This window comes from Bacillus sp. AFS031507 (genome assembly GCF_002584635.1).
In the GTDB taxonomy this organism is placed as follows: Bacteria; Bacillota; Bacilli; order Bacillales; family Cytobacillaceae; genus Neobacillus.
The window spans coordinates 24525-46954 of record NZ_NUOW01000002.1 but is presented as its reverse complement, the minus strand read 5'-3'; the positions used below and the strand labels follow the sequence as shown (position 1 = coordinate 46954).

Annotated in this window: 18 protein-coding genes and 3 pseudogenes; 16 read left to right on the top strand and 5 right to left on the bottom strand. The window is 39.6% G+C overall.

The features are described from left to right. The first annotated feature begins 114 nt into the window (after positions 1-114). Both COE25_RS02200 and COE25_RS02195 read left to right on the top strand, forming a co-directional pair. Positions 115-822, top strand: a complete 708-nt coding sequence (locus COE25_RS02200; protein WP_098930645.1) for a DsbA family protein — start codon at positions 115-117, stop codon at positions 820-822. Position 823: 1 nt separating this feature from the next. Further along, entirely contained in the window at positions 824-1228 is a 405-nt protein-coding gene (locus tag COE25_RS02195; protein ID WP_088089384.1) for a disulfide oxidoreductase, read from the top strand. A gap of 82 nt (positions 1229-1310) precedes the next feature. Here the strand turns inward: COE25_RS02195 and COE25_RS31350 are convergent, their stop codons facing one another. After that, positions 1311-1397: a YjcZ family sporulation protein gene (locus tag COE25_RS31350; protein ID WP_142292244.1), complete on the bottom strand. Its 87-nt coding sequence runs from the start codon at positions 1395-1397 to the stop codon at positions 1311-1313. A 193-nt stretch (positions 1398-1590) separates the two neighbouring features. On the opposite strand from COE25_RS31350, the gene COE25_RS31345 reads away from it, so the two are divergent. Together COE25_RS31345 and COE25_RS02175 are read left to right on the top strand one after the other, a co-directional pair. Continuing rightward, entirely contained in the window at positions 1591-1701 is a 111-nt protein-coding gene (locus tag COE25_RS31345) for an AbrB/MazE/SpoVT family DNA-binding domain-containing protein (protein WP_256942468.1), read from the top strand. A 513-nt stretch (positions 1702-2214) separates the two neighbouring features. Then, positions 2215-3198: a 2-hydroxyacid dehydrogenase family protein gene (locus COE25_RS02175; protein WP_098930643.1), complete on the top strand. Its 984-nt coding sequence runs from the start codon at positions 2215-2217 to the stop codon at positions 3196-3198. Positions 3199-3246: 48 nt separating this feature from the next. Here the strand turns inward: COE25_RS02175 and COE25_RS02170 are convergent, their stop codons facing one another. Together COE25_RS02170 and COE25_RS02165 are read right to left on the bottom strand one after the other, a co-directional pair. Beyond that, positions 3247-4512: an FAD-dependent oxidoreductase gene (locus COE25_RS02170; protein ID WP_098930641.1), complete on the bottom strand. Its 1266-nt coding sequence runs from the start codon at positions 4510-4512 to the stop codon at positions 3247-3249. 139 nt (positions 4513-4651) lie between these two features. Then, entirely contained in the window at positions 4652-5098 is a 447-nt protein-coding gene (locus tag COE25_RS02165; RefSeq protein ID WP_098930639.1) for a Dps family protein, read from the bottom strand. Between the two features lie 365 nt (positions 5099-5463). Between COE25_RS02165 and COE25_RS02160 the strand changes: the two genes are divergently transcribed. Continuing rightward, positions 5464-6066, top strand: a complete 603-nt coding sequence (locus COE25_RS02160; RefSeq protein ID WP_098930637.1) for a cell wall hydrolase — start codon at positions 5464-5466, stop codon at positions 6064-6066. 83 nt (positions 6067-6149) lie between these two features. On the opposite strand, the pseudogene COE25_RS02155 reads toward COE25_RS02160, so the two are convergent. Then, positions 6150-6326, bottom strand: a pseudogene (locus tag COE25_RS02155) (arginase family protein); the annotation flags it as partial. Here COE25_RS02155 and COE25_RS02150 point away from each other — a divergent pair. The 11 genes and pseudogenes from COE25_RS02150 to COE25_RS02100 all read left to right on the top strand — a co-directional run. Beyond that, positions 6323-7168, top strand: a pseudogene (locus tag COE25_RS02150) (APC family permease); the annotation flags it as partial. The pseudogenes COE25_RS02155 and COE25_RS02150 sit on opposite strands and share 4 nt — an antisense overlap. Positions 7169-7560: 392 nt before the next feature. Next, positions 7561-8923: pseudogene (locus COE25_RS02145) on the top strand (APC family permease). Between the two features lie 241 nt (positions 8924-9164). Then, positions 9165-10451, top strand: coding sequence for a Glu/Leu/Phe/Val family dehydrogenase (locus COE25_RS02140; RefSeq protein WP_098930633.1), 1287 nt, complete (start codon positions 9165-9167; stop codon positions 10449-10451). A 33-nt stretch (positions 10452-10484) separates the two neighbouring features. Continuing rightward, positions 10485-10775, top strand: a complete 291-nt coding sequence (locus COE25_RS02135) for an SAV0927 family protein (protein ID WP_088089375.1) — start codon at positions 10485-10487, stop codon at positions 10773-10775. Between the two features lie 22 nt (positions 10776-10797). Next, positions 10798-11046 (top strand): biotin/lipoyl attachment domain-containing protein, encoded by a 249-nt coding sequence (locus COE25_RS02130; RefSeq protein ID WP_098930631.1) that lies wholly within the window; start codon positions 10798-10800, stop codon positions 11044-11046. A 117-nt stretch (positions 11047-11163) separates the two neighbouring features. Beyond that, the gene (locus tag COE25_RS02125) at positions 11164-13287 is read left to right on the top strand and encodes a sigma 54-interacting transcriptional regulator (RefSeq protein ID WP_098930629.1); all 2124 of its coding nucleotides are present in this window, start codon (positions 11164-11166) and stop codon (positions 13285-13287) included. A gap of 230 nt (positions 13288-13517) precedes the next feature. Beyond that, complete coding sequence (locus COE25_RS02120) at positions 13518-15011, top strand: aldehyde dehydrogenase family protein (protein ID WP_098930627.1); 1494 nt, start codon at positions 13518-13520, stop codon at positions 15009-15011. 25 nt (positions 15012-15036) lie between these two features. After that, positions 15037-16410 (top strand): putrescine aminotransferase, encoded by a 1374-nt coding sequence (locus tag COE25_RS02115; protein WP_098930625.1) that lies wholly within the window; start codon positions 15037-15039, stop codon positions 16408-16410. Positions 16411-16440: 30 nt separating this feature from the next. Continuing rightward, entirely contained in the window at positions 16441-17811 is a 1371-nt protein-coding gene (gene gabT, locus COE25_RS02110) for a 4-aminobutyrate--2-oxoglutarate transaminase (RefSeq protein WP_098930623.1), read from the top strand. A gap of 39 nt (positions 17812-17850) precedes the next feature. Further along, positions 17851-19272, top strand: a complete 1422-nt coding sequence (locus COE25_RS02105; protein WP_142354452.1) for an NAD-dependent succinate-semialdehyde dehydrogenase — start codon at positions 17851-17853, stop codon at positions 19270-19272. Positions 19273-19593: 321 nt separating this feature from the next. Then, positions 19594-20718: an HAD family hydrolase gene (locus COE25_RS02100; protein WP_098930619.1), complete on the top strand. Its 1125-nt coding sequence runs from the start codon at positions 19594-19596 to the stop codon at positions 20716-20718. 45 nt (positions 20719-20763) lie between these two features. On the opposite strand, the gene serA is transcribed toward COE25_RS02100, so the two are convergent. After that, the gene (gene serA / locus COE25_RS02095) at positions 20764-22407 is read right to left on the bottom strand and encodes a phosphoglycerate dehydrogenase (protein ID WP_098930617.1); all 1644 of its coding nucleotides are present in this window, start codon (positions 22405-22407) and stop codon (positions 20764-20766) included. Positions 22408-22430: the final 23 nt, after the last annotated feature.

Sequence of the window (22430 nt, the reverse complement as noted above, 5' to 3'; positions counted from 1 at the left end):
ACTTATTACATAAAAGAAAATCCTTTTATTTGCATTATTCAATAGGATAAGTGATATTTATACTATCTAGAATTAAAAGTTCTATTCTTACCTTAATATATAAAGGAGATTATCATGGCAAAAAACAATAACAATAAGAAAAATCAAGCAAAATCATCGTCAACTACATTCACCTTTTGGGTCGTCGGATTGGTAGCGGTTTTCATTTTGGCTTTCATTTTCTTAGGAAATCATTCAAAAAAACAAGAAGAAACAAAAGGAACTGAAATTGATTATAGCAATCAGCCATTCCTTGGAGAGAAATCAGCACCCGTCTCGATTATAGAATTTGGCGATTATAAATGCCCTAATTGTAAAAATTTTGACAAGAATGTGGTACCAATCATCCAACAGGAATTGGTTGATACTGGAAAGGCGAAATTTTATTTCATGAATGATTCGTTCATCAATGTGGACTCTACCCGTTCAGCTAAGTTTGCTGAATCAGTTTTTCAAGAGCTAGGTAATGAAACGTTTTGGAAATTCCATGACCTATTATTCGAAAAGCAGCCTGAAGATACCAAATATGAAAAAGTGGATCTTTTTACTGAAGACTTCCTAGTTGATACATTGAAGGAAGTAGCTAGCGATCGTGACGTCGATAAGGTTGTGAAAAACTTTCAGGACAAGAAGTCTGATAAGGCTTGGGACAAGGATATGGATTACACTGAAAAACTAGGTGTTACTGGAACCCCAACTATATTTGTTAATGGAGAAAAGTTCGAGGGACAAACGATTGATGACTTAAAAGAAATGGTAGCGAAAGCCGCAAAAGGTGAATAGTATGAATAAATCCTTACTTCTCTCCTGGATTGCTGCCATCATAGCTACACTTGGCAGTTTATATTTTAGTGAGGTTATGCATTTCATTCCTTGTACACTTTGCTGGTACCAAAGGATCTTTATGTACCCGCTGGCAATCATCTTAGGGGTTGCCGTCTACCGGAATGATAAAGGAATATTTAGATATGCGCTGCCATTGTCAATTATCGGGATGCTGATCGCAGGATACCATACGTTATTACAAAAAATCCCCTATTTACAACAGTTTGAAATGTGTACTAGCGGAGTGCCTTGCTCAAAGGATTATATTAACTGGCTTGGCTTTATTACCATTCCGTTGTTGGCATTGATTGCTTTTACGATTATTACTGTAAGCTTAATTATTTTAGCTCGCAGCAAAAAGTAGATCCTTACTTCCATAAAAAAGAGCGGTGAAACCAATGGTTTCCCGCTCTTTCTGCTTTAGAGCCTCTAAAGTGTCTACTAAATTAGAACATAAAAGATGCTCCAACAATGATTAATAAAATAAACAACACAACAATTAACGCGAAGCTGTTACTTCCGCCATGTCCCATAGAAATCACCTCCCTTAGTTGTTTAATAACAATGTATGCATTAAGCATTGCTAGTGAAACGGACAAACGTTGACTATTAGAAAAAGGAATGAAATTCATACTTCAAGAGGTCATAAAATCGACATATGTATAATCTGTGAAGGGTATTGTCGGTATGAATAGTATGATTTATCCGACAGAGGAGAGGTGAGTGATGATGATGAATCATGGAAAGATTTTTGGAACGACGAGTATGGGAGAAAGAGGACAATTAGTAATCCCATCGGAAGCAAGAGAGGAATTAGGGATTAAGTCTGGAGATTAGTTTGTTGTTTTTGGTGATGCACGAAAGGGAACAGTAATTTTAGTGAAATCAGAGATTATGAACAAGTTTGCTAATTTCTTTTTTAACAAGTCGAAAAGGTTCGAGAAAATTGCCAAAGAAATTTTTGAAAAAACAGAGACAGACATCGAAGACGATGGGGAAAAAGAATAAGTTGTAAGTTTGGAAGAAAACCACGCAGGCTTGTCCCGTGGAGTGGTCAATTAAAGGTGAGGACAAGGATGCGTGAGATGATACGCTTACTATTCAACAAGAGGTTTCGAAAAACGTTTTTTATGTTTATGGGCTTTTTTATTGCAGTTTTGAAAGTAGGTAAGTTCAAAAGATTTGTGTCCAATAAAGGGCTGGCACTAAGCGTATATCTTAGAGTCAGGCCTATTTTTACATACACTTGTAATAAAATTAATATTTTCCTTTATATTATTATAGTATAATTAATTACAGTTATTTGCATTCATGGAACATAACATCATATATCTGAAGAGGTGTAAGGCAATGGCAAAAATTTTAGTAGCAGGTGAGATTCCCCAAAAGGGGTTAGAACTATTATCGAAGGATCACTTAGTTGAAGTATTTACAGGAGAGAAATTGATTACTGAAGCAGAATTAAAAGAGCGCATCAAAGATAAGGATGCCCTTCTAAGTTTATTATCTACCACTGTAACGAAGGAAGTAATTGACCAAGCACCCCATTTAAAAATTATTGCGAACTATGGAGCCGGATATAATAATATTGATTTTGATTATGCAGCTTCCAAAGGAATACCAACCACCAATACACCAATAGCATCGACAGCTGCTACCGCAGACCTAACGTTTTCCCTTTTATTAGCATCAGCAAGAAGAGTGGTTGAAGGAGATGAAGTATGCCGTACTGTTGGCTTCAATGGATGGGCTCCTCTTTATTTTCGCGGTCGTGAAGTATCTGGAAAAACAATCGGGATTGTCGGATTTGGTCAAATTGGCCAAGCTGTTGCGAAAAGAGCCGCTGCTTTTGACATGAAGGCTCTATATACGAGTCCAAGTCGAAAAAGTCCTCAAGTTGAGAATGCACTAAACGCGACATATGTATCTTTTGAAGAATTAGTTGCTGAATCTGATTTCATTACCATAAATTGTTCCTATAATCCAACCATGAAACACATGTTTAGCACAAGACAATTTGAAATGATGAAATCAACAGCTTATTTAATTAACTGTGCACGAGGACCCATCGTTGATGAAGCCGCACTTATAAAAGCGTTAGAAGAGAAACAGATTGAAGGAGCAGGGATTGACGTATTTGAATTTGAACCTGAAATTAGTGAGGGATTGAAAAATCTGAAAAACGTTGTATTAACTCCACACATCGGTAATGCTACCTTTGAAGCACGAGATGCCATGGCGAATATGGCAGCGGGAAACATTGTTAAGGTATTAAACGGCGAAGCACCTTCTTATGTTATCAATGGAGTTGTTAAAGAAACAATTCTAGTCTAATTATATCAGGTAAAAAAAGACGGCAGCCGCCGTCTTTTTTTTGAACGATTAACTATATTGCGGTCGAAGTTTCGTGCGTTTATTGACATGCTGCTCGGCACTTAAAGCCGCAATCGCCCCATCAGCTGCTGAAATAACTGCTTGTTTAATTGGTGTTCTTCTAGCGTCACCGCCCGCAAAGACGCCGTCAATATTGGTGCGCAGGTACTCATCTACGATCACATAGCCTTCTTCATCGCGCATAACTGCACCTTTTAAGAAGTCGGTTCCTGGCATCATCCCGCCGAGGTATAAGAATATTCCATCGACATCCCATACCTGTTCCTCCTTTTTATCAGTAAGGACGACAATTTTCTCAACACTATCAGTCCCAATAATTTCTCTTACACGGTGACGTTTATAAATTTCAACTTTTGAGTTATTTTCTAATTGAGAAAGATCCACGTCCCCTTTTAGTTCAGTTGGAATTAACAATTTCACTGTTTTACAATACTTGGCCAATGTTTCGGCCTCGTGGATCGCTTCATCATTGTCACCAACAACCGCGACAACTCGGTCTTGATAAAAGGCGGCATCGCAGGTTGAACAATAGCTTACACCCCGTCCAGTAAATTCCTCTTCGCCTTTAATCTTGCCAGAAGGAGCTTTTGCACCAACGCCAATGAAGACACTTTTAGCTTTGATGGTACCTTCGGCTAATTCGATTTTTTTGATTTCATCTGAAAAATCAACCGATAGAACGGTGGAACGAATGAAGTCCGCGCCAAAATCCTTTGCTTGTGCTTGCATTCTTGTTAACAGTTCAAGCCCTGTAACTTCTTCGCGCACACCTGGGTAGTTCGCAATTTTATGAGTAATTGCTAGGGTGCCTGCTTTTGGAGCTTTATCAATGACAAGTGTTTTTAATTTCCCACGTGCAGCATAAACAGCAGCAGAAGCACCTGCGGGTCCACCGCCGATGGTGACAAAATCATATACGTCTTCAAGAATTTTTTCATTAACTTGTTGGAAAATAGTATCTGCACTTTCTTCGCTGGTTTCTGGTTTTGAATTGCTTACCGCGGGAGCTGAGTCTTCGGATAATCCAAGCAGTTTATTAAATTTTTTCTCTTGAAAGCCAAGGACCAGCTTTCCATTAATGAGTGTTGCTGGAGTTCCATAAATTTTCCGTTCCTTTAATTGATCAAAATATTCCTTATGTATGGAAGCATTTCGCTCTTCATATGCAAAGCCTTGATCTTTTAGGAATGTTTTTACTTTTTCACAATATGGGCAGCCGGTGCTGCTATAAACGATAATTTCAGGTGTTGACATTTAGGAAACCTCCAATTTGTAAGTATCTTTAATTTAATAATAGTATAATTTCTAAATAAAAGTCAATTCTTTTTAATAATTATTATAAATAACAAAACAGTCCAACAAAATGTTGGACTGTTTGCTTCTCATATGAAAATTAAATGGATCTGCCTAAGAATGCAGTTAGCATCCATACATGCTTCTCAAGGCCCGAATGAATCGCAAGCAGCATGTCTCCTGTGGTTTCATCGTTCTTCTCATCCGCAAAGCTCATGCCTTCTTTAAGTTCGCCAATGATAATAGAGAAGTCATTGATGACTGATTCAACCATTTCATCAGCAGTTTCATTACCTGTTGCTTCCTTAATAGATGAAATTTCTAAGTACTCTTTCATCGTAGCTGCCGGTTTTCCACCGATTGCTAGCAATCGTTCGGCTAATTCGTCAACATGCAGGCCCGCTTCATTATAAAACTCTTCAAATTTGACATGTAATGTGAAAAATTGTCCACCTTTTACATACCAATGATAGTTATGTAACTTCGTATACAAGACAGACCAGTTTGCAATTTGTTTGTTAAGTATGCTGACTAACTGATTTTCCATATAAAATAGCCTCCTTTTATTAACCTCTCTTATATTATTACCAAAGTTAGGTGTGAAATCCTGTATGAATTCAAGGGATATAATGTCAATTTGGTGAATAACCGATGTTAAATCGGACATTATCCCCTTTTATGAATGTTACATGCCTGAAACAGATTGTAATAATAAATCCTATCATATCCATCAAGTCCATTTAGTGGAAAGTATTAAAAAATAGAAGATTATTCCATTTGATAGAGAAATACCTTCATGGTGGGCGCTGTCTTAGTCAAAAATGCCTTACCACTTTTTGGTTAATGAATTGGAATGTTACACCTGTTAGCCTTAATAGTAGAGAAGCGCACACAAAAATTGGAGGTATTAATATGAATAAACTTAAAAAGCTAATAATTGCTACCGGCCTAATCTTTTCAATGTCAGCCTTTACGTTAAATGGAACAACAGAAGCGGCAACAACCACGCATAAAGTACAATCGGGTGAAACCTATTGGAAAATTGCAGCGAAGTACGGTGTACCTGTTAATAGTCTATTAAAAGCAAACAATAAAACTGGCAGTCTTTTATATGCAGGAACAAATCTAGTAATCCCGAACTCTGCTATTACAGCAGCAGAAAAAGACTTGATTGCTAGACTAGTCCGTGCTGAGGCAGTAGGTGAGCCGTATGCTGGTAAAGTAGCAGTAGCAACGGTTGTTCTTAACCGTGTAGCCAGCCCTGATTTCCCGAACACCGTTAATGGAGTAGTATATCAGAAGTCTAATGGCTATTATGCATTCACGCCTGTCAAAAATGGTACGATTAACCAAGCGGCTGATGCTGCTTCGAAAAGAGCTGTAAATGAAGCACTTGCTTTCAGAGGGCAAGGCAAAGGGTCATTATTCTTCTATAATCCAAAAACAGCAGTAAGTAAGTGGGTCTTTTCACGTGAAGTAACGGTTACGATCGGAAACCATCGTTTCGCGAAGTAATTATTAAAACTAGCTTTCCCAAAAAATAATTGTTTACACAAAAGCAGTGGATTCCTAAAAATGGAACCCACTGTTTTTTGCTTTTACAAGGCATTATTGTTGGTTGAACTAAGAATTAATGAATCTTTATTAATTTTAAGTGCTACGAGGCTGGCAAATTCATGAATGATGGTAGCAGCAAGTAAGGAAGTAATTTGAGTTGGATCATAGGGAGGCAACACCTCTACTAAGTCAAAACCGATAAAATTAAAATCAGTTAATTGTTAAAGGATTAAACGCAGGTGAGGGAACAGGTACTGTTTTTAGTTTACAACCGTTCTTTGTTGAAGGTATGAACATGCCGGTTCTCATTACTGGTGCAACGATTCTTTGCTTTTCGTTCCTTGGTTTTGATGCTGTTACGACGCTAGCTGAAGAAACGCCTAATCCGGAAAAGACAATTCCAAAAGCGATTATGCTTACAGCTTTTTGGGGCGGGGTTATTTTTATTACCACATCGTTTTTTATTCAATCCTTTTTTCCAGACATATCTAGGTTCAAAGAACCTGACGCTGCACTTCCAGAAATTGCACTATATGTTGGTGGAAAGCTGTTTCAATCGATTTTCCTGTGTACAACCTTTGTCAATACACTAGCTTCCGCGCTTGCTTCACATGCTAGTGTTTCACGACTCTTGTATGTTATGGGGCGTGACAAGGTATTCCCAGAAAAATGGTTTGGATACGTTCATCCAAAATGGCGAACACCTGCATTTAATGTGTTATTTGTTGGAGTAATCTCCTTGTCGGCCTGGTTCTTTGACCTAGTTACAGCAACTTCTTTAATTAATTTCGGTGCTTTAATGGCCTTTACGTTTGTTAATCTTTCTGTAATTAATCACTTTGCTGTTCGTCAAAAAATGCACAGGACACCTAAAGGTTTTTTTGATTACGTTATAATGCCTTTAATTGGTGCGGGGGCGGTTGGGATACTTTGGATTAATCTTGAGGTTAGTTCCTTGATTATGGGAGTTATTTGGTTTGCTGTTGGATTTACTTACTTAATTTTTCTAACGAAAGCATTCAGAATAGCACCACCGCAATTTAAAGCTGAGGAAGCATAATCGAATTATTTTTTAAGGAAGCAGTGGATTCTACGAGAAGAATCCACTGGTTTTTTTTGTCGATTCCGTCAATTTTATGCAAACCTGAGGAGGTTATGCATTTTTTCATAAAAGTAATAGTTTCATTTGATAGATTGCAAATTTGATTAAAAGTCGTAGTGCCAATTTTTTGGTCCCGAAAAGTAAAAGTATATTTTAATAAGGAAGAAATTTAATTGGCATGAAAATTGCAATTATTTAAAATAGTAAGATTTTTAAATACAATGGAAGGAGGAGCTGATCTACGATTAGTAAGTTGTTTTTTTAGATTAAGTACTTCATCAATGCTAGAACAAAATGTAAATGCTTACAATTGATTTTTATTAAACGAATATCCGGATATATAAGGAGAGATGGTTAAATTGGAGAATACTACTCTTAAACGCTCACTTGGACTATGGGCAATCGTAATGCTCGGATTGGGTTATATGACACCAACGATTGTGTTTGATACATTTGGAATTGTCTCGGAAGAAACCAATGGTGTTGTCCCACTTGCGTACATTGCGGCATTGGTTGTTATGGTGTTTACCGCTATTAGTTACGGAAAGATGGTACGGGTATTTCCGAGTGCCGGTTCGGCTTATACGTATACAAGGGAGACCATGAGCCCGCATCTTGGTTTTGTAGTCGGCTGGGCAGCGTTACTTGATTATATATTGCTTCCAATGGTGAATGCATTGATAATTCGTATTTACATGGTATCTGTATTTCCTAGTGTTCCAGCATGGATTTGGGTTGTCGTTTATGTTGCTATCGTCACTGCCATTAATGCATGGAGTATGGGGAAAACATCCAGTTTAAATTCACTGCTGGTTATTTTTGAAGTAGTCTTAATTGCCGCATTTGTTGTCCTTGCCTTTGTCCAGCTTTCCAAAGGAATGGGACAAGGAACAATTTTCACAACAGCTCCGCTTTTCCATTCCGATATCCACCTCGGAGCAATTTTGACAGGGGCAACAGTGGTTTGTTTCTCTTTTATTGGATTTGATGCAGTAACCATGTATGCAGAGGAAGCCATTGACCAAAAAACGATGCCGAGAGCGATTATGTTGACGGTCTTTATTGGTGGCGCCATCTTTTTCGTTTGTAGTTATTTTGCCCAATCTTTATTTCCAGATGTTTCAGGATTCAAAGTAACCGATGACACGTTACCAGAAATTGGTTTGTTTGTGGGTGGGACAATATTCAAACTGATTTTCCTTTCAGGTGCTTTTGCTGCAACAGTTGCTTCCGGACTAGCCTCACATGCAAGTGTATCAAGGCTGCTATACGTTATGGGACGGAATGGGGTCTTGCCAAAAAAGACGTTCGGTTATGTCCATCCAAAATTCAGGACACCGGTTTTTAACGTCATCTTAGTTGGGGTGGTATCCTTGCTGGCCATAGCCCCGAGTTTAGAGTTAATTTCTTCCTTTATTAACTTTGGTGCATTAATTGCTTTCACATTTGTTAACTTATCCGTCATTGCTCATTTCGTCTTCCGTCTAAAGAGATATAAAACGCTAAAAGATATTTTCTCATGATCTAGTCATGCCAATCCTCGGGGCTGGATTAACGGGAATCTTGTGGGCTAACTTACAATTCGATGCACTCATCGGCGGGGTTGTTTGGATTGTTATTGGCATGATTTATATGATTTTCCAAACAAGATTCTTTAAAATCAAGATCGCTGATTTAAATATTGATGACGCGGAAAGGGCTTCTTCCCTTTAAGCAGGAAATTACCTGAGCCAGGCTTATATGCCTGGCTTTTTGACTTTTTTGGAAGGTGGTTGAAAAGGGAGGGTGAGTGGAAATTAATTAGTATGCAAAATTGAATAATTCAATCATATTTTCATAGATCTTATCTACTTTTTCATAAATGTATATATTAAAACCCAGAATAACCGTTTATTAATTAGTTGGCATGAAACTTGCTTTATCCTTTTGTAACAATAAAAAATGAGGTGTTAGAATGGCAGTCGAATCTCTAGACATGAAGAATACGAAAGAAAGAGAACAGGATAATTCCCTTCTCGAGTTTCAAGATACTTTAAAGGAAGCTGTTAATATCCTGAACTACCCACCCCAAGTATTCGAATTTCTAAAGAAGCCGATGAGATTTTTAGAAGTGAGTATTCCTGTGCGAATGGATAATGGGCAAACGGAAATATTCCAGGGGTACCGGGCTCAGCATAATGATGCCTCTGGTCCGACGAAAGGCGGAATTCGATTTCATCCAGACGTCACTCCGTATGAAGTTAAGGCGTTGGCCGGCTGGATGAGCTTAAAGTGCGGTATTACTGACCTTCCCTATGGCGGTGCAAAAGGCGGGATCATCTGTGATCCGCGTAAAATGAGTTTAGATGAATTGGAAAAATTGAGCCGAGGTTATGTAAGAGCGGTTAGTCAGCTGGTCGGTCCAACAAAGGATATTCCTGCACCTGATATGTATACGAACTCGCAAATCATGGCGTGGATGCTGGATGAATACGACCATATCCGTGAATTCGACTCCCCTGGATTTATCACAGGAAAGCCAATTGCACTTGGGGGATCCAAGGGTAGGGAAACCGCGACATCAAAAGGTGTTTTATATACGCTGCAAATGGTATGTGAATTAAGGAAAATGCAGTTAAAAGATACCCGTGTCATCATACAAGGCTTTGGAAATGTCGGCAGTTACCTTGCCCAGTATTTATATGAGATTGGTGCAAAAGTAATTGGTATCGGAGACATGCTCGGCGGCTTATATGATGAAAAGGGATTAGATATTCCCTATCTTCTGGAAAATAGAGATTCCTTTGGCATTATTTCTAATCGCTTTAATAGCTCGATCTCAAACCAGGAGTTATTAGAAAAAGAATGTGATATTCTCATTCCAGCAGCAATCTCAGGGGTTATCAATAAGTATAATGCCATTAAACTTAACTGCAATATTATCATTGAAGCTGCCAATGGACCTACCACAAAAGATGCGCTAAAAATACTAGATGAACGGGAGATCCTTGTTGTCCCCGATATTCTTGCCAATTCTGGCGGCGTCATTGTCTCTTATTTTGAATGGTGTCAAAATAATCAAGGCTATTACTGGACCGAGGAAATCGTAGATGAGCGTCTAAAGGAGAAAATGACAGCCAGCTTTTTAAAGGTTTATCACACCTCCAAAATGTATGGTGTAAATATGAAAATTGCAGCTTATATAGAAGGAATTCAAAAGCTAGCAGAGGCTTCAAGGCTTAGAGGATGGTTGAAATATTAAAAACATAACTGAAATAAGAGGAGGGTGTGTTGAATGACACTAGATATACTATCCGAACAAAAGGAACAGCAGCTATTACATTATTTTTGTTTAATTTCAAAAAACCATCGCTACGATTTGACGATTGGATATTCAGAGCAATTTTTTGGTAAAGCGATGGTTACTTCGATTCAGTCAGGGAAAATGGTATTACTTTGTCAAGAAGACACCTATTCAGACGATCATTGGGCTGAAAGACTGGGAATCCAAGGTGAGGATATTTCGGAGTTTCAAGAATTCTTTAGTCTAGTATTACAGACACGGCCTTTTCTCGAGCAGTATTAAACGAATAAAGAGGGTGATGTTCATGTACTATGGTGTAGTTCTTAGCACGTGTTATGGGAATGTGGAAAAGATTTCAATTAAGAGCGAGTCAAAAATTTATGAGTGGGAAACCTTATTTATGATTAAATCAGAATCAGGTACATTAGAAACGGTTCAGACTAGTTTGAGTGGAAAAGTCGAATCACTTGAAGTGCAGGAAGGGGATTATGTTATTCCAGGGATGGTCCTCGCTTATATAAAGGAAGATTTGTTTGTTACCGGTAGCGATTAATTACTAGAAAAAAGAAGATGGGGCCAACATCTTCTTTTTTTGTGCCATATTTAATTTAAAATATTTTGAAATAAGTGGTAGTATAAGGTAGATAAGGTGTTAAGAGGGAGGTATACTATGTTTTTTGTTGCAAAAGAAAAAATGAAAGCGATTACTACAGTGGACGTTGAAGAAAGTGAAGAAGTTTTTCGATCTACCTTAAATAACCTTAAGGAACCCATTCTATTTTTAAAAAGACAAAATCACATATTTGCCTATGTAATGCTTGATAACCACAAAAAAGAGAATGCTTCGATCGAAACTTTGATTGAGCAATCGAAATCAATAGAAAGCATATGCCATCTTAGCGACCAGATTTCCTTGCCTGTATTGTTCCAAATTATTGGTGAACCATTTGCCATCATTAGAGGGGAGGACGGTAAGCCAGCAGGTTTTATTCAAAGAGAAGATGTACTTGCCGAGCTTTTTAAACAGGAAAATAAAAGTGTCGATTTACTTAAAGTTATTCTGACCTCGATTCCCATGGGGATTTTTGTATTAGACAAAGAAAAACGAATTATTAATTATAATGAAGCCGGTTTAAAAATGATTAGGAGCACAGCAGAAAAGGTTTTAAATCTCCCAGCTGAAAAAATTTTTAGCAGTTCTCATTTGGATAAGGTATTTGCAACAGGAAATACACTTCTTAACCATCTAGTAATCAAGAATGAAATCGGGATTCTCGTCGATTATAGTCCGATTTTAAACTATGATAATGAAGTCGATGGCATCATCATTGTTGCCCAGGATTTGCCCATGGTCGAAGAAATGGCAATGGAAATTGAATATATTAAGGACTTAAATAAGGATCTGCATGCGATTTTGTCTAGTATATATGATGAAATCCTCGTGGTGAATAACAAAGGGGAACTAATCAGGTTCAGTGAAAACATCATTCGAGATTTCTGGAAAGTAGATTTAAAAGAACTCATTGGCAAGAATATTCTCGAACTTGAGGATCAAGGGCTGTTTTCACCTTCGGTCACAAGACTTGTTTTAGAAAAAGGAAAGAAGGTCTCTGTTGTTCAAGAGACCAAATCCGGAAGAAAAATTCTTGCAGTAGGAAATCCGGTCTATAATGAAAAGAATGAACTCGACCGGATTATTATTGCATCACGTGATATTACCGAAACAACACGACTAAAAAGTGAACTGCAGGAAATTAGAAAGATATCCGAACAATATAAGAAGGAATTAGATGATTTTAAAAGTAAGGACCGCTTTTTGAAAAAGCTCATTTATTGTAGTCCGAAAATGGAGAAGATTATCAATCAAGCGAAGAAAATTGCTGATTTTTCCTCGACCGTCCTCCTTCACGGAGAATCTGGAGTTGGTAAAGAAGTAATTGCTCAAGCAATCCATCAATTAGGCAGGCGCTCGACTATGCCGTTTCTTAAATTAAATTGCGGGGCTATCCCGGAAAATTTACTCGAAAGTGAACTATTCGGTTATGCCAAAGGGTCTTTTACCGGAGCTGATAAGAATGGAAAAGAAGGCTACTTTAAACAGGCTGATGGCGGAATTTTGTTTCTAGACGAAATTGGTGAAATGCCTATTCATTTGCAGGTGAAGTTATTACGTGTATTGCAGGAGCAGGAAGTTATTCCGATTGGAAGTACCACGCCAATTAGGATTAATGTGCAGATTATCGCAGCTACCAATAAAAAATTAGAAAAAATGGTTGATGACGGTAATTTCCGCGAAGATTTATATTATCGCTTAAATGTCATTCCAATTCACATTCCCCCATTAAGAGAACGGACGGAGGATATTTCTCTGCTCGCCTTTCATTTCTTGCAGCAATTAAATGAGAAATACGAGCGGAATTATCATCTCACACCTGATGCTATTAATGTACTAGAGTTTTATTCATGGCCGGGTAACGTCAGGGAACTTCAAAACATTATTGAAAGATTAGTAGTTACTGCCGACCATCCGGCAATTGATGCTGAGTTCGTCAGCCAATTTTTATCGTTAGGTTATGAACATAAAAAGATGAAGCCCGTTATTTCGAGGGTCATTCCCTTACAGGAGGCCATCGATCATGTGGAAGAACAGTTGATTGTGATGGCGATGAACCAATACAAAACAACAACTAAAGCAGCAAAGGCTTTAGGAATCAGCCAATCATCTGTTAGTAGAAAATATCAAAAAATATTAACAGAGAAAAATCTTAAAATCGAAAACTTATCTTCCCTTTAATGAAAAGCTGTTTTAGATCTCAAGGATCTGAGGCAGCTTTTTTTAATTGTCCAGCTCATACGCCGCTAAACGGGCGCTTCCGCTTTTCTATTATGCACAGAATAATAGGGTTATGCAAAATTGAATAGAATTTATTCGTATATTTTGAGAGAAACCTATTTTGCTACCTTTAAAGCATTGGCACGCTTCTTGCAATAAAGTTAGTGAGGGTGAATAAAGGAGGAATTTAAATGGTCGATGTAAAAAACCGAGTTGTAAACCTGAAGATGTTTATTGATGGTGAGTGGAAGGATGCCGAAAATCAAGAAACACGCCCAGTAATTAATCCTGCAACTGGTGAGGTTATTTCATATGCACCTGAAGGAACGACTGCTGATGCTCGTACTGCAATTTATGCAGCACGGAGAGCGTTTGAAGAAGGTGTTTGGTCCGGGATTTCTGCTCAGGAACGGGCCTCCTATTTATTAAAAATTGCTGACAAAATTGATGAATATGCCGATGAATTAACCCAGTTGGAAACAATGGATAACGGGAAACCATTAAGAGAAGCAGGCTTTGATGTCGGGGATGCAGCCGCCTGTTTCCGCTATTATGCCGGCCTGATTACAAAACCTGATGGACAGACCTACCATGTCTCAGGTCCTATGCAGGCTATGGTTGTCCGCGAGCCGGTGGGGGTTTGTGGCTTAATTGTTCCGTGGAACTATCCGCTGTTAATGAGTGTTTGGAAAATTGCCCCTGCCTTAGCCGCGGGAAATACAATTGTCTTTAAGCCGTCCGAAGTGACACCAGTTACCCCGAAAAAGCTTTTTGAAATTTTTGAAGAAGTGGGTTTGCCAAAAGGAGTAGCTAATATGGTAATGGGTGCTGGAGCGGTTGTTGGAAATGAAATCGCTTCCCACCCTGAGGTTGATATGATTTCGTTTACCGGCGGTACGAAAACGGGCAAGCAAATTATGAAAACAGCAGCTGATACGATGAAAAAAGTTTCATTAGAATTAGGCGGTAAATCGCCCAATATCATTTTTGCTGATGCTGATTTTGAAACGGCAGTCGATTATGCCTTATTTGGTATCTTTGCAGGGTCTGGTCAAGTCTGTTCAGCTGGTTCAAGGATCCTTGTCGAAGAAAGCATCTATGATCAATTCGTCCAACGTTTTGTCGAACGAGCTAAGCAAATTCAAGTAGGACCAGGAAATACAGCTGGAACAGAGATGGGTCCGCTTGTCAGTCAGGAACACTTAGAAAAAGTTCTTTCATATATTGAAATAGGAAAACAGGAAGGTGCGACAGTTGCTTGCGGAGGAAAGCGGATTGTTAGCAATGGGTTAGAAAAAGGTTATTTTGTTGAACCCACCGTTTTTGTCGATGTGAACCAAGAAATGAGAATTGTCCAAGAGGAAATCTTCGGTCCTGTTGTTGTGATTCAGAAGTTCAAGGACGAAGCGGAAGCTATAAAACTTGCAAATGGTACGGTATATGGGTTAGCCGGTGGTGTGTTTACCAATAATGGTGCAAAGGGCTTGCGGGTCATTAAAAAGCTGCGTGCAGGGATTACTTGGGTAAATTCCTACCATCCTACTTATAACGAAGCACCATGGGGAGGCTATAAGCAAAGTGGGATTGGGCGCAGCCTTGGAACGTTTGGGCTTGAAGAATTTCAAGAAATAAAACAGATTAATATCAATTTACAGGTTGAGCCGGTTGGCTGGTTTTCTAAATAATTCACTAGTAGGAGGAATATAAATTATGAGTATCGATTTAGAAAGAGAATTAAAAAGTGAGCAAAATAAAAATGTAAGTGAATATATTAATAAGGTTCTAAGTTTAATAGAAAAAGAGGAAATTAACGAAGCGGAAGCAGCTTGGATTACGAAAGAAACCGTTGACGGCTTCCGTGAGCACGTCAACCCAGGCTTCCTAGAATACCGCAAAACAGTTACTGAAGGCGGCCAATTTGCGGCAGTGGAATGGTCTGATAATGGATCATGCTTTAAGGATGTTAGTGGTAAGGAATACATTGATTGTCTTGGCGGCTTTGGCATCTATAATGTCGGTCATCGAAATCCTAAGGTGGTTAAGGCGGTAACTGACCAATTAAAACGTCAGGCGCTTCATAGTCAGGATTTGCTGGACCCGCTTCGTGCGATGTTAGCAAAAATCTTAGCTGATATCACTCCAGGCGATTTAAAGTATGCCTTTTTTACAAACAGCGGGACAGAAAGTGTGGAAGCAGCCTTAAAGCTTGCGAAAATGTACAGTGAGCGGACAACATTTATTTCTACTACTCGTGCATTCCACGGGAAAAGTTTAGGCTCATTGTCAGGAACGGCGAAAGGGATGTTCCGTAAACCATTCTTACCGTTAATACCAGGCTTCCGTCATGTGCCTTTTGGTGATATTGACATGATGAGAAAAACGTTTGAGGTCTGCGCTGCCGTTGGTGAAGATGTGGCTGCTGTTCTTTTAGAGCCGATTCAAGGCGAAGGAGGAATTATCCTTCCACCGGAAAACTATTTAAAACAAGTTCGTGAGCTTTGTGATCAATATGGATCCTTGCTTATTTTTGACGAAGTGCAAACGGGAATGGGACGGACTGGAAAGATGTTTGCGGCTGAATTGTATGAAGTTGTTCCGGATATTATCTGTTTGGCAAAAGCATTTGGCGGCGGAGTGATGCCAGCTGGTGCTGTTGTAGCTACAGAAAATGTCTTTAATAGCTGGTTTGATAATCCGTTTATGCATACAACAACCTTTGGTGGCAATCCGTTAGCCTGTGCGGCAGCGATTGCGACAATTGGCGTATTAATTGAAGAGAAACTACCAGAAAGAGCTGCGGAAGTTGGAGCCTATTTCCTTGAAGAACTGAAAAAAGCAGCAAAAGGCCATGAAGATAATGTTCAAGAGATCCGTGGTCAAGGCTTAATGATTGGCATTGAATTCCATCAAGATGAAATCGGCTACGACGTCTCAAAAGGTATGTTTGATAGAGGGGTTCTTGTAGCAGGGACCTTGATTAACTCGAAAACCATCCGCATCGAGCCGGCTCTGACAATTAGTTATGATGAAGTCGATAAAGTGGTCAGCACCTTCAAAGAAGTTTTAGTACAAATAAATGCATAAAGATTTTTTATAATAAGGGGGAGCAAGGTAGTGGAAAAGAAATATGTCAAGCTCCAAACAGAGATACCTGGGCCAAAATCGAAGGAAATATTGGAGCAGAGAAATAAATATGTCCCGAAAGGAATCAGTAATAACTGCCAGGCCTTTGTTAAAAAAGCACAAGGAGCCCTGGTAGAAGATGTGGACGGTAATTGTTATATTGATTTTGCCGGCGCCATTGGGACGATAAACGTTGGGCATTCCCATCCTAGAGTGGTTAGAGCACTTCAGGAACAAGCAAGTCAATTTATCCACACTGGCTTTAATGTGATGATGTACGAATCGTATATTACTTTAGCCGAACGGCTTTGCATACTTGCCCCTGGTGAATTTGACAAACAGGCTGCCTTTTTTAACAGTGGAGCGGAAGCTGTTGAAAACGCTGTAAAGATTGCAAGGAAATATACAAAGCGTCAAGGAATCATTTCGTTTACTAGGGGGTTCCATGGTCGCACGTTAATGACAATGACGATGACGAGTAAAGTGAAGCCTTATAAGTTTGGCTTTGGACCATTTGCTCCAGAAGTTTACAAGGCGCCATATCCCTATGTGTACCGCCGTCCCGAAGGAATGAATGAGCAGCAATATAGCGCTATGATTATCGAGCAATTTGAACAGTTTTTATTGGCAGAAGTCGCTCCTGAAACGATTGCTGCTGTCGTGATGGAACCTGTCCAAGGGGAAGGCGGTTTTATCGTGCCAGACACCGCCTTTGTTAAACGGGTGAGAGAAATCTGCACACAGTATGGCATCTTGTTTATTGCCGATGAAATCCAAACAGGGTTCGCACGGACAGGAAAATATTTTGCGATTGATCATTTCGAAGTGGTTCCTGATTTAATTACCATTTCGAAATCAATGGGGGCCGGTGTTCCGATTAGCGGCGTGATTGGCAGGGCAGAAATTATGAGTACTCCAGAAGTTGGAGAAATCGGCGGAACATACGCAGGCAGTCCGCTCGGATGCAGGGCTGCACTGACAGTTTTGGATATTATTGAAAGTGAGCAACTTAATGACCGGGCTCGAAAAATTGGGGACCGAGTAATAGAAAAGATGCAGCTTCTTGCTGATCGGTTCGAAGGTATTGGGGATGTGCGCGGACTCGGTGCGATGTGTGCGATGGAAATTGTGCAGGACAGACAATCGAAAACTCCTGATAAAGACGCGACTGGGAAAATTGTTAAAGCTGCAGGCGAACGTGGTTTGATGTTACTTAGCGCGGGGCTTTACAGCAATGTGATTCGCCTTCTTATGCCCATAACAATCACAGATGACCAACTTGAAGAAGGATTGCAAATTCTTGAGGAAGCTATGGAAGCAGTTTATCATAATGATCCTGCCTTATCAGTTGGAGGGGAATGAAAAATGGATAAAGTTAAGCAAAATTATCAAATCTATCCGATGTATCTTAATGGAGAATGGGTTGGCAATGATTATGAGGTTTTAACTGATATTATCAATCCGGCAACAAAGGAAGTTATCGGTGCTGTGCCAACAGGAGGTGCTTATGAAGCAGAAAAAGCTGTTGATGCTGCCCATAAAGCCTTCAAAATCTGGTCAAAGAAAACAGCGGATGAGCGTTACCAACTATTGATGAAATGGTTTTATTTAATAGAAGAGAACAAGCAAGAAATTGCTCGGATTATGACAATTGAGCAAGGGAAACCACTGAAAGAAGCTCTTGGAGAGGTTCAATATGCCAATGGCTTCATCTCTTGGTATGCGGAAGAGGGAAAACGAGTATATGGTGAAACGATTCCAGCTTCCCACCCTAATAAAAGAATACTAGTTAGAAAAGAACCAGTCGGTGTAATTGCAGCGATTACCCCTTGGAACTTCCCAGCGGCAATGATTACGAGAAAAGTAGCACCAGCCCTTGCAGCAGGCTGTACCGCTGTTGTAAAGCCGGCAAACCAAACACCGCTTACAGCATTAAAAATGGCTGAGCTTGCCCATGAAGCAGGTATCCCTGCCGGTGTATTAAACGTGATAACTGGGAGGTCCTCAGAAATTGGCGAAGTATGGCTGAAGGACCCACGCGTGACGAAAATTACCTTTACAGGATCGACAGAGGTTGGAAAAACATTGATGCGCGGGGCGGCGGAAACTGTCAAAAAGGTATCACTTGAGCTTGGCGGGAATGCTCCATTTATCGTTATGGATGATGCTAATTTAGCGAAAGCCGCTGAAGGCCTTGTCCAATCGAAATTTCGCAATGCAGGTCAGACTTGTATTTGTACTAACCGAGTATTTGTGCAAGAAGAGATAGCAGACAAATTTATTAAGCTATTTCAAACAGAATTAGAAAAGCTTAAGGTCGGCAACGGATTGGAAGAGGGAACTGATATTGGCCCATTAATTGATCTAGCCGCTTATAATAAAGTAGAAGGCTTGGTCAAGGAGGCAGTTAGTAAGGGAGGAAAAGTCACTTATACCGGACTCAAACCTGAAGTGGACAACGGCTATTTCTATGCCCCAACTATACTGACCAATATTAACGATGATATGGAATGTATGAAAGATGAGATCTTTGGCCCACTGGCTCCCATTTCAACTTTTAAAACGGAGGAGGAAGTCATTGAACGGGCAAATAATTCCTGTTACGGATTAGCTGCCTATGTGTATACAGAAAATTTAAGCCGTTCGTTTAGAATTACGGAACAGCTGGAGTACGGAATCATTGGTCTGAATGATGCGCTGCCTTCCGTCGTTCAAGCGCCATTCGGCGGCTTTAAAGAGAGCGGCCTTGGACGTGAAGGTGGTCATTATGGGATTGAAGAGTTTTTAGAAGTAAAATATATTTCGATTGGTTTGGATTTATAGCAGTCATTTTTTCTTCGTGAGAAACCTCGACTAAAAGCTACAATCATGCAAGGGGAGTATGCGCTCGGGTATCGCGAGGACAAACCATTAAGTAGAATGCTACCAGCTTGGCCGTTTGAAGAAAGTTTAATTAAAGGTAAATCTATTTTAATAGGAACAAGCCGTGCATTTTGAGAACCTCATACACGACTTGTTCTTTTTATTTTAATTTGATGAAATTTAAGATTATTATCAGTTTTATTAAACAATTTACTTCAAATTGATTGTCCTACTGTGTTACGATAGCGTATAAAAGCAAACTGGGAAATGAGGGTGGGGTAAGTGATTAAAACAATTTTGTTTGACGTAGATGGGGTACTTTTAAGCGAGGAGCATTATTTTGATGCTTCCGCTTTAACCGTTTGGGAGATGTTGATTAGCTGTAATTACTTGGGACTTGAACCAGAGCAGTTTATAACGGATTATAGTGAAGATGAAATCAAGGAAATAAGAGAGTTAGTATTTGAAAACGATAAAGTTCTCAAGTTTATGAAATCACGCGGCTTAAACGCCAACTGGGACATGATCTATCTATCATACTGCCACCAACTTATCCACCTGTTGTCACAAATTAAGGATACTGAATTTGAGAAAATCACTAAATGGTGTCAGGCACCAATCACCAGAGAAACATTATTGGAGATTGGCAGGGTGTTGAGTAATTATCGTGTAAAGATGAATTTCAGTTTGTTTGTGGAAGAGTTTTCACGCTCAGAAGCAACGAAGCAGGAATTGTTTAGTTATTTGAATGAGTTGGTGAAGGAAAAGCTTGGGATCGAAACTTCTATTTTTAAAAAGGGAGAACTTTGGTCTGTTTGTGAGCATGTATCCCAAGAATGGTATGTGGGGGATGAACATGTTCTTGCCTCTACGGGAAGACCCTCGGTTCAAAAGGGGAAAAAGGGCTTTCTGTCAAATGAAACCACATTAGCTCCGAGGCAGGAAATTGATGAGTTATTTCAATTCTTAAATTCATCAGGTTTCACAATTGGAATCGGGACAGGCAGACCTGAATTAGAAACAATTCAGCCGTTCCAGCATTTAGATTGGTTAAAGCATTTTGAAGTGAATCGGATCGTCACCGCTGATGAAGTACTAATGGCGGAAAAAGAGCTGCCCGAAAGGAAGTCGCTGTCGAAGCCGCATCCATTTACATATATCATGGGACTTCTCGGAAAAGAAGCATCGATTCAGGATTGTTTAAATACGCGTTTGCCGCTTGAAAATGCGGAGACCGTTCTAGTGGTTGGCGACTCATTGGCGGATTTGTTAGCGGCTAAACAACTGGGCTGCCCGTTTGCTGCGGTGTTAACTGGTCTGTCAGGAAAAGATGCGAGAAGTGATTTTGAAAAGCATGAAGCAGAATATATTCTTGATACGGTGCTCGATTTGAAAGGGATATTATAGGTGCAAAAAAGAGGGATTGCTTGATCGCAATCCCTCTTCCACTGTCTAGATACTTTCTACTTTTTCTATTTCCATACTTCCCGGTTCAAAAGAATCCACATTTGATAACTCCAAGACTTGTGCTTCCTCTAGTCCATCAATTAATTTTAAGGCGTGAATGACATTAGCATTTAATGTCTTATCCAGGGTTAAAACCATGATAGCTTCGCCGCCGACCTCTGTTCGACCAACCTGCATTGTTCCAATATTGATTTGGTGATCACCCAATAGAGAACCGACCTTACCGACCATCCCTGGTACGTCACGATGCTTAATATATAACAGGTATTTTTCTGGTTTGACATCAATCCGGTATTGATTGATTTTTAGAATTCTAGCTCCATAGCCGTTTAAGACCGTAGCACCAATTTTGGCCGTCTCAAAATTATTGGTAACACTCAGTTCCATATAATTTGCAAAACCTTTATTCGAAGCGTTTTTTACAACATTATAAGAAACTCCTTGTTCCTTCAACAGGTGAAGAGCATTAATTAAATTGACAGAATCACTTAAATGATAAGAAAGGACACCTTTAAGCATCGTACGAGTTAACAATTCTGTATCTTCACCGATTAATTCGCCATAATAATTAATTTCAATTTTAGTAGGTGCCTGTTTGTTTAATAATTGAATGACAAGCTGCCCCATTTGATCCCCAAGCAGTAAGTATGGCTGCAGTTTCGCCTGTGTTTCCCCTGACATTTGCGGCATATTAACCGCGTTTTGAATGGATTGAGATTCGAAAATCTCAATGATTTCTGCACTTACCTCTTGGGCAACTTTTTCTTGAGCTTCAACCGTGGAAGCCCCTAGATGCGGTGTTACAATAATATTTGGATTTTGCAGTAATTCTGGGTCGGCAACAGGCTCTTTTTCAAAAACATCAAGGGCTGCTCCAGCCACATGCCCTGTCTGAATGGCTCTAACTAGTGCCTTTTCGTCGATAACACCGCCGCGCGCACAATTAACAAAACGGACCCCTTTTTTGGTTTTTCGCAAATAGTCATCATTAATAAGTCCTCTTGTGTCATTGGTTAGAGGTGTATGAATCGTAATAAAATCTGATTCTTGAGCAATTAAATCGAGACTGGCTTTCGTCATGCCCAGTTTCTTTGCGCGCTCTTCAGTTAGATAGGGATCAAACCCTAAAATGTTCATCCCAAAGCTTTTTGCTCGTTTCGCCACTTCAGTTCCAATTTTCCCCATGCCAATTACGCCAAGTGTTTTCTTATATAATTCCACCCCTTTAAAGGAGTTACGGTCCCATTCGCCGGAGGTCGTTTTCTGATGGGCTTGGGGAATTTTTCTTGCTAATGATAACATCATTGCCAAGGTATGCTCGGTTGCTGCAATTGTATTAGCACCAGGTGCATTGATGACAATAATCCCTTTTCTAGTTGCCGCATTCACATCTATGTTATCGACACCGACACCTGCTCTAGCGATCACACGGAGACGGCCAGCTGCTTTGAGCAGTTCTTCACTTACTTTCGTTTGGCTCCGGACAATAAGAGCATCGTATTTGCCAATGATCGTTTTTAACTCGTCTGTCGGAAGTGTTGGCTCTCGGTCAACCGTAAAATTAGGATGATCTATTAAGCTTTTCAACCCCGTATTGCTAATTCCATCGGTTACAAGGACTTTAAACATTTTTGAATCCTCCTTTAATTTCT

Bases quoted from the DNA above. Each gene is read 5' to 3' on its own strand.
- COE25_RS02165 (WP_098930639.1), bottom strand. From the start codon at position 5,098: ATGGAAAATCAGTTAGTCAGCATACTTAACAAACAAATTGCAAACTGG.
- COE25_RS02135 (WP_088089375.1), top strand. From the start codon at position 10,485: ATGACACTAGATATACTATCCGAACAAAAGGAACAGCAGCTATTACAT.
- COE25_RS02140 (WP_098930633.1), top strand. From the start codon at position 9,165: ATGGCAGTCGAATCTCTAGACATGAAGAATACGAAAGAAAGAGAACAG.
- COE25_RS02175 (WP_098930643.1), top strand. From the start codon at position 2,215: ATGGCAAAAATTTTAGTAGCAGGTGAGATTCCCCAAAAGGGGTTAGAA.
- COE25_RS02160 (WP_098930637.1), top strand. From the start codon at position 5,464: ATGAATAAACTTAAAAAGCTAATAATTGCTACCGGCCTAATCTTTTCA.
- COE25_RS02195 (WP_088089384.1), top strand. From the start codon at position 824: ATGAATAAATCCTTACTTCTCTCCTGGATTGCTGCCATCATAGCTACA.
- COE25_RS31345 (WP_256942468.1), top strand. From the start codon at position 1,591: ATGATGATGAATCATGGAAAGATTTTTGGAACGACGAGTATGGGAGAA.
- COE25_RS02170 (WP_098930641.1), bottom strand. From the start codon at position 4,512: ATGTCAACACCTGAAATTATCGTTTATAGCAGCACCGGCTGCCCATAT.
- COE25_RS02130 (WP_098930631.1), top strand. From the start codon at position 10,798: ATGTACTATGGTGTAGTTCTTAGCACGTGTTATGGGAATGTGGAAAAG.
- COE25_RS31350 (WP_142292244.1), bottom strand. From the start codon at position 1,397: ATGGGACATGGCGGAAGTAACAGCTTCGCGTTAATTGTTGTGTTGTTT.
- COE25_RS02125 (WP_098930629.1), top strand. From the start codon at position 11,164: ATGTTTTTTGTTGCAAAAGAAAAAATGAAAGCGATTACTACAGTGGAC.
- COE25_RS02115 (WP_098930625.1), top strand. From the start codon at position 15,037: ATGAGTATCGATTTAGAAAGAGAATTAAAAAGTGAGCAAAATAAAAAT.
- COE25_RS02120 (WP_098930627.1), top strand. From the start codon at position 13,518: ATGGTCGATGTAAAAAACCGAGTTGTAAACCTGAAGATGTTTATTGAT.
- COE25_RS02105 (WP_142354452.1), top strand. From the start codon at position 17,851: ATGTATCTTAATGGAGAATGGGTTGGCAATGATTATGAGGTTTTAACT.
- COE25_RS02200 (WP_098930645.1), top strand. From the start codon at position 115: ATGGCAAAAAACAATAACAATAAGAAAAATCAAGCAAAATCATCGTCA.
- serA (WP_098930617.1), bottom strand. From the start codon at position 22,407: ATGTTTAAAGTCCTTGTAACCGATGGAATTAGCAATACGGGGTTGAAA.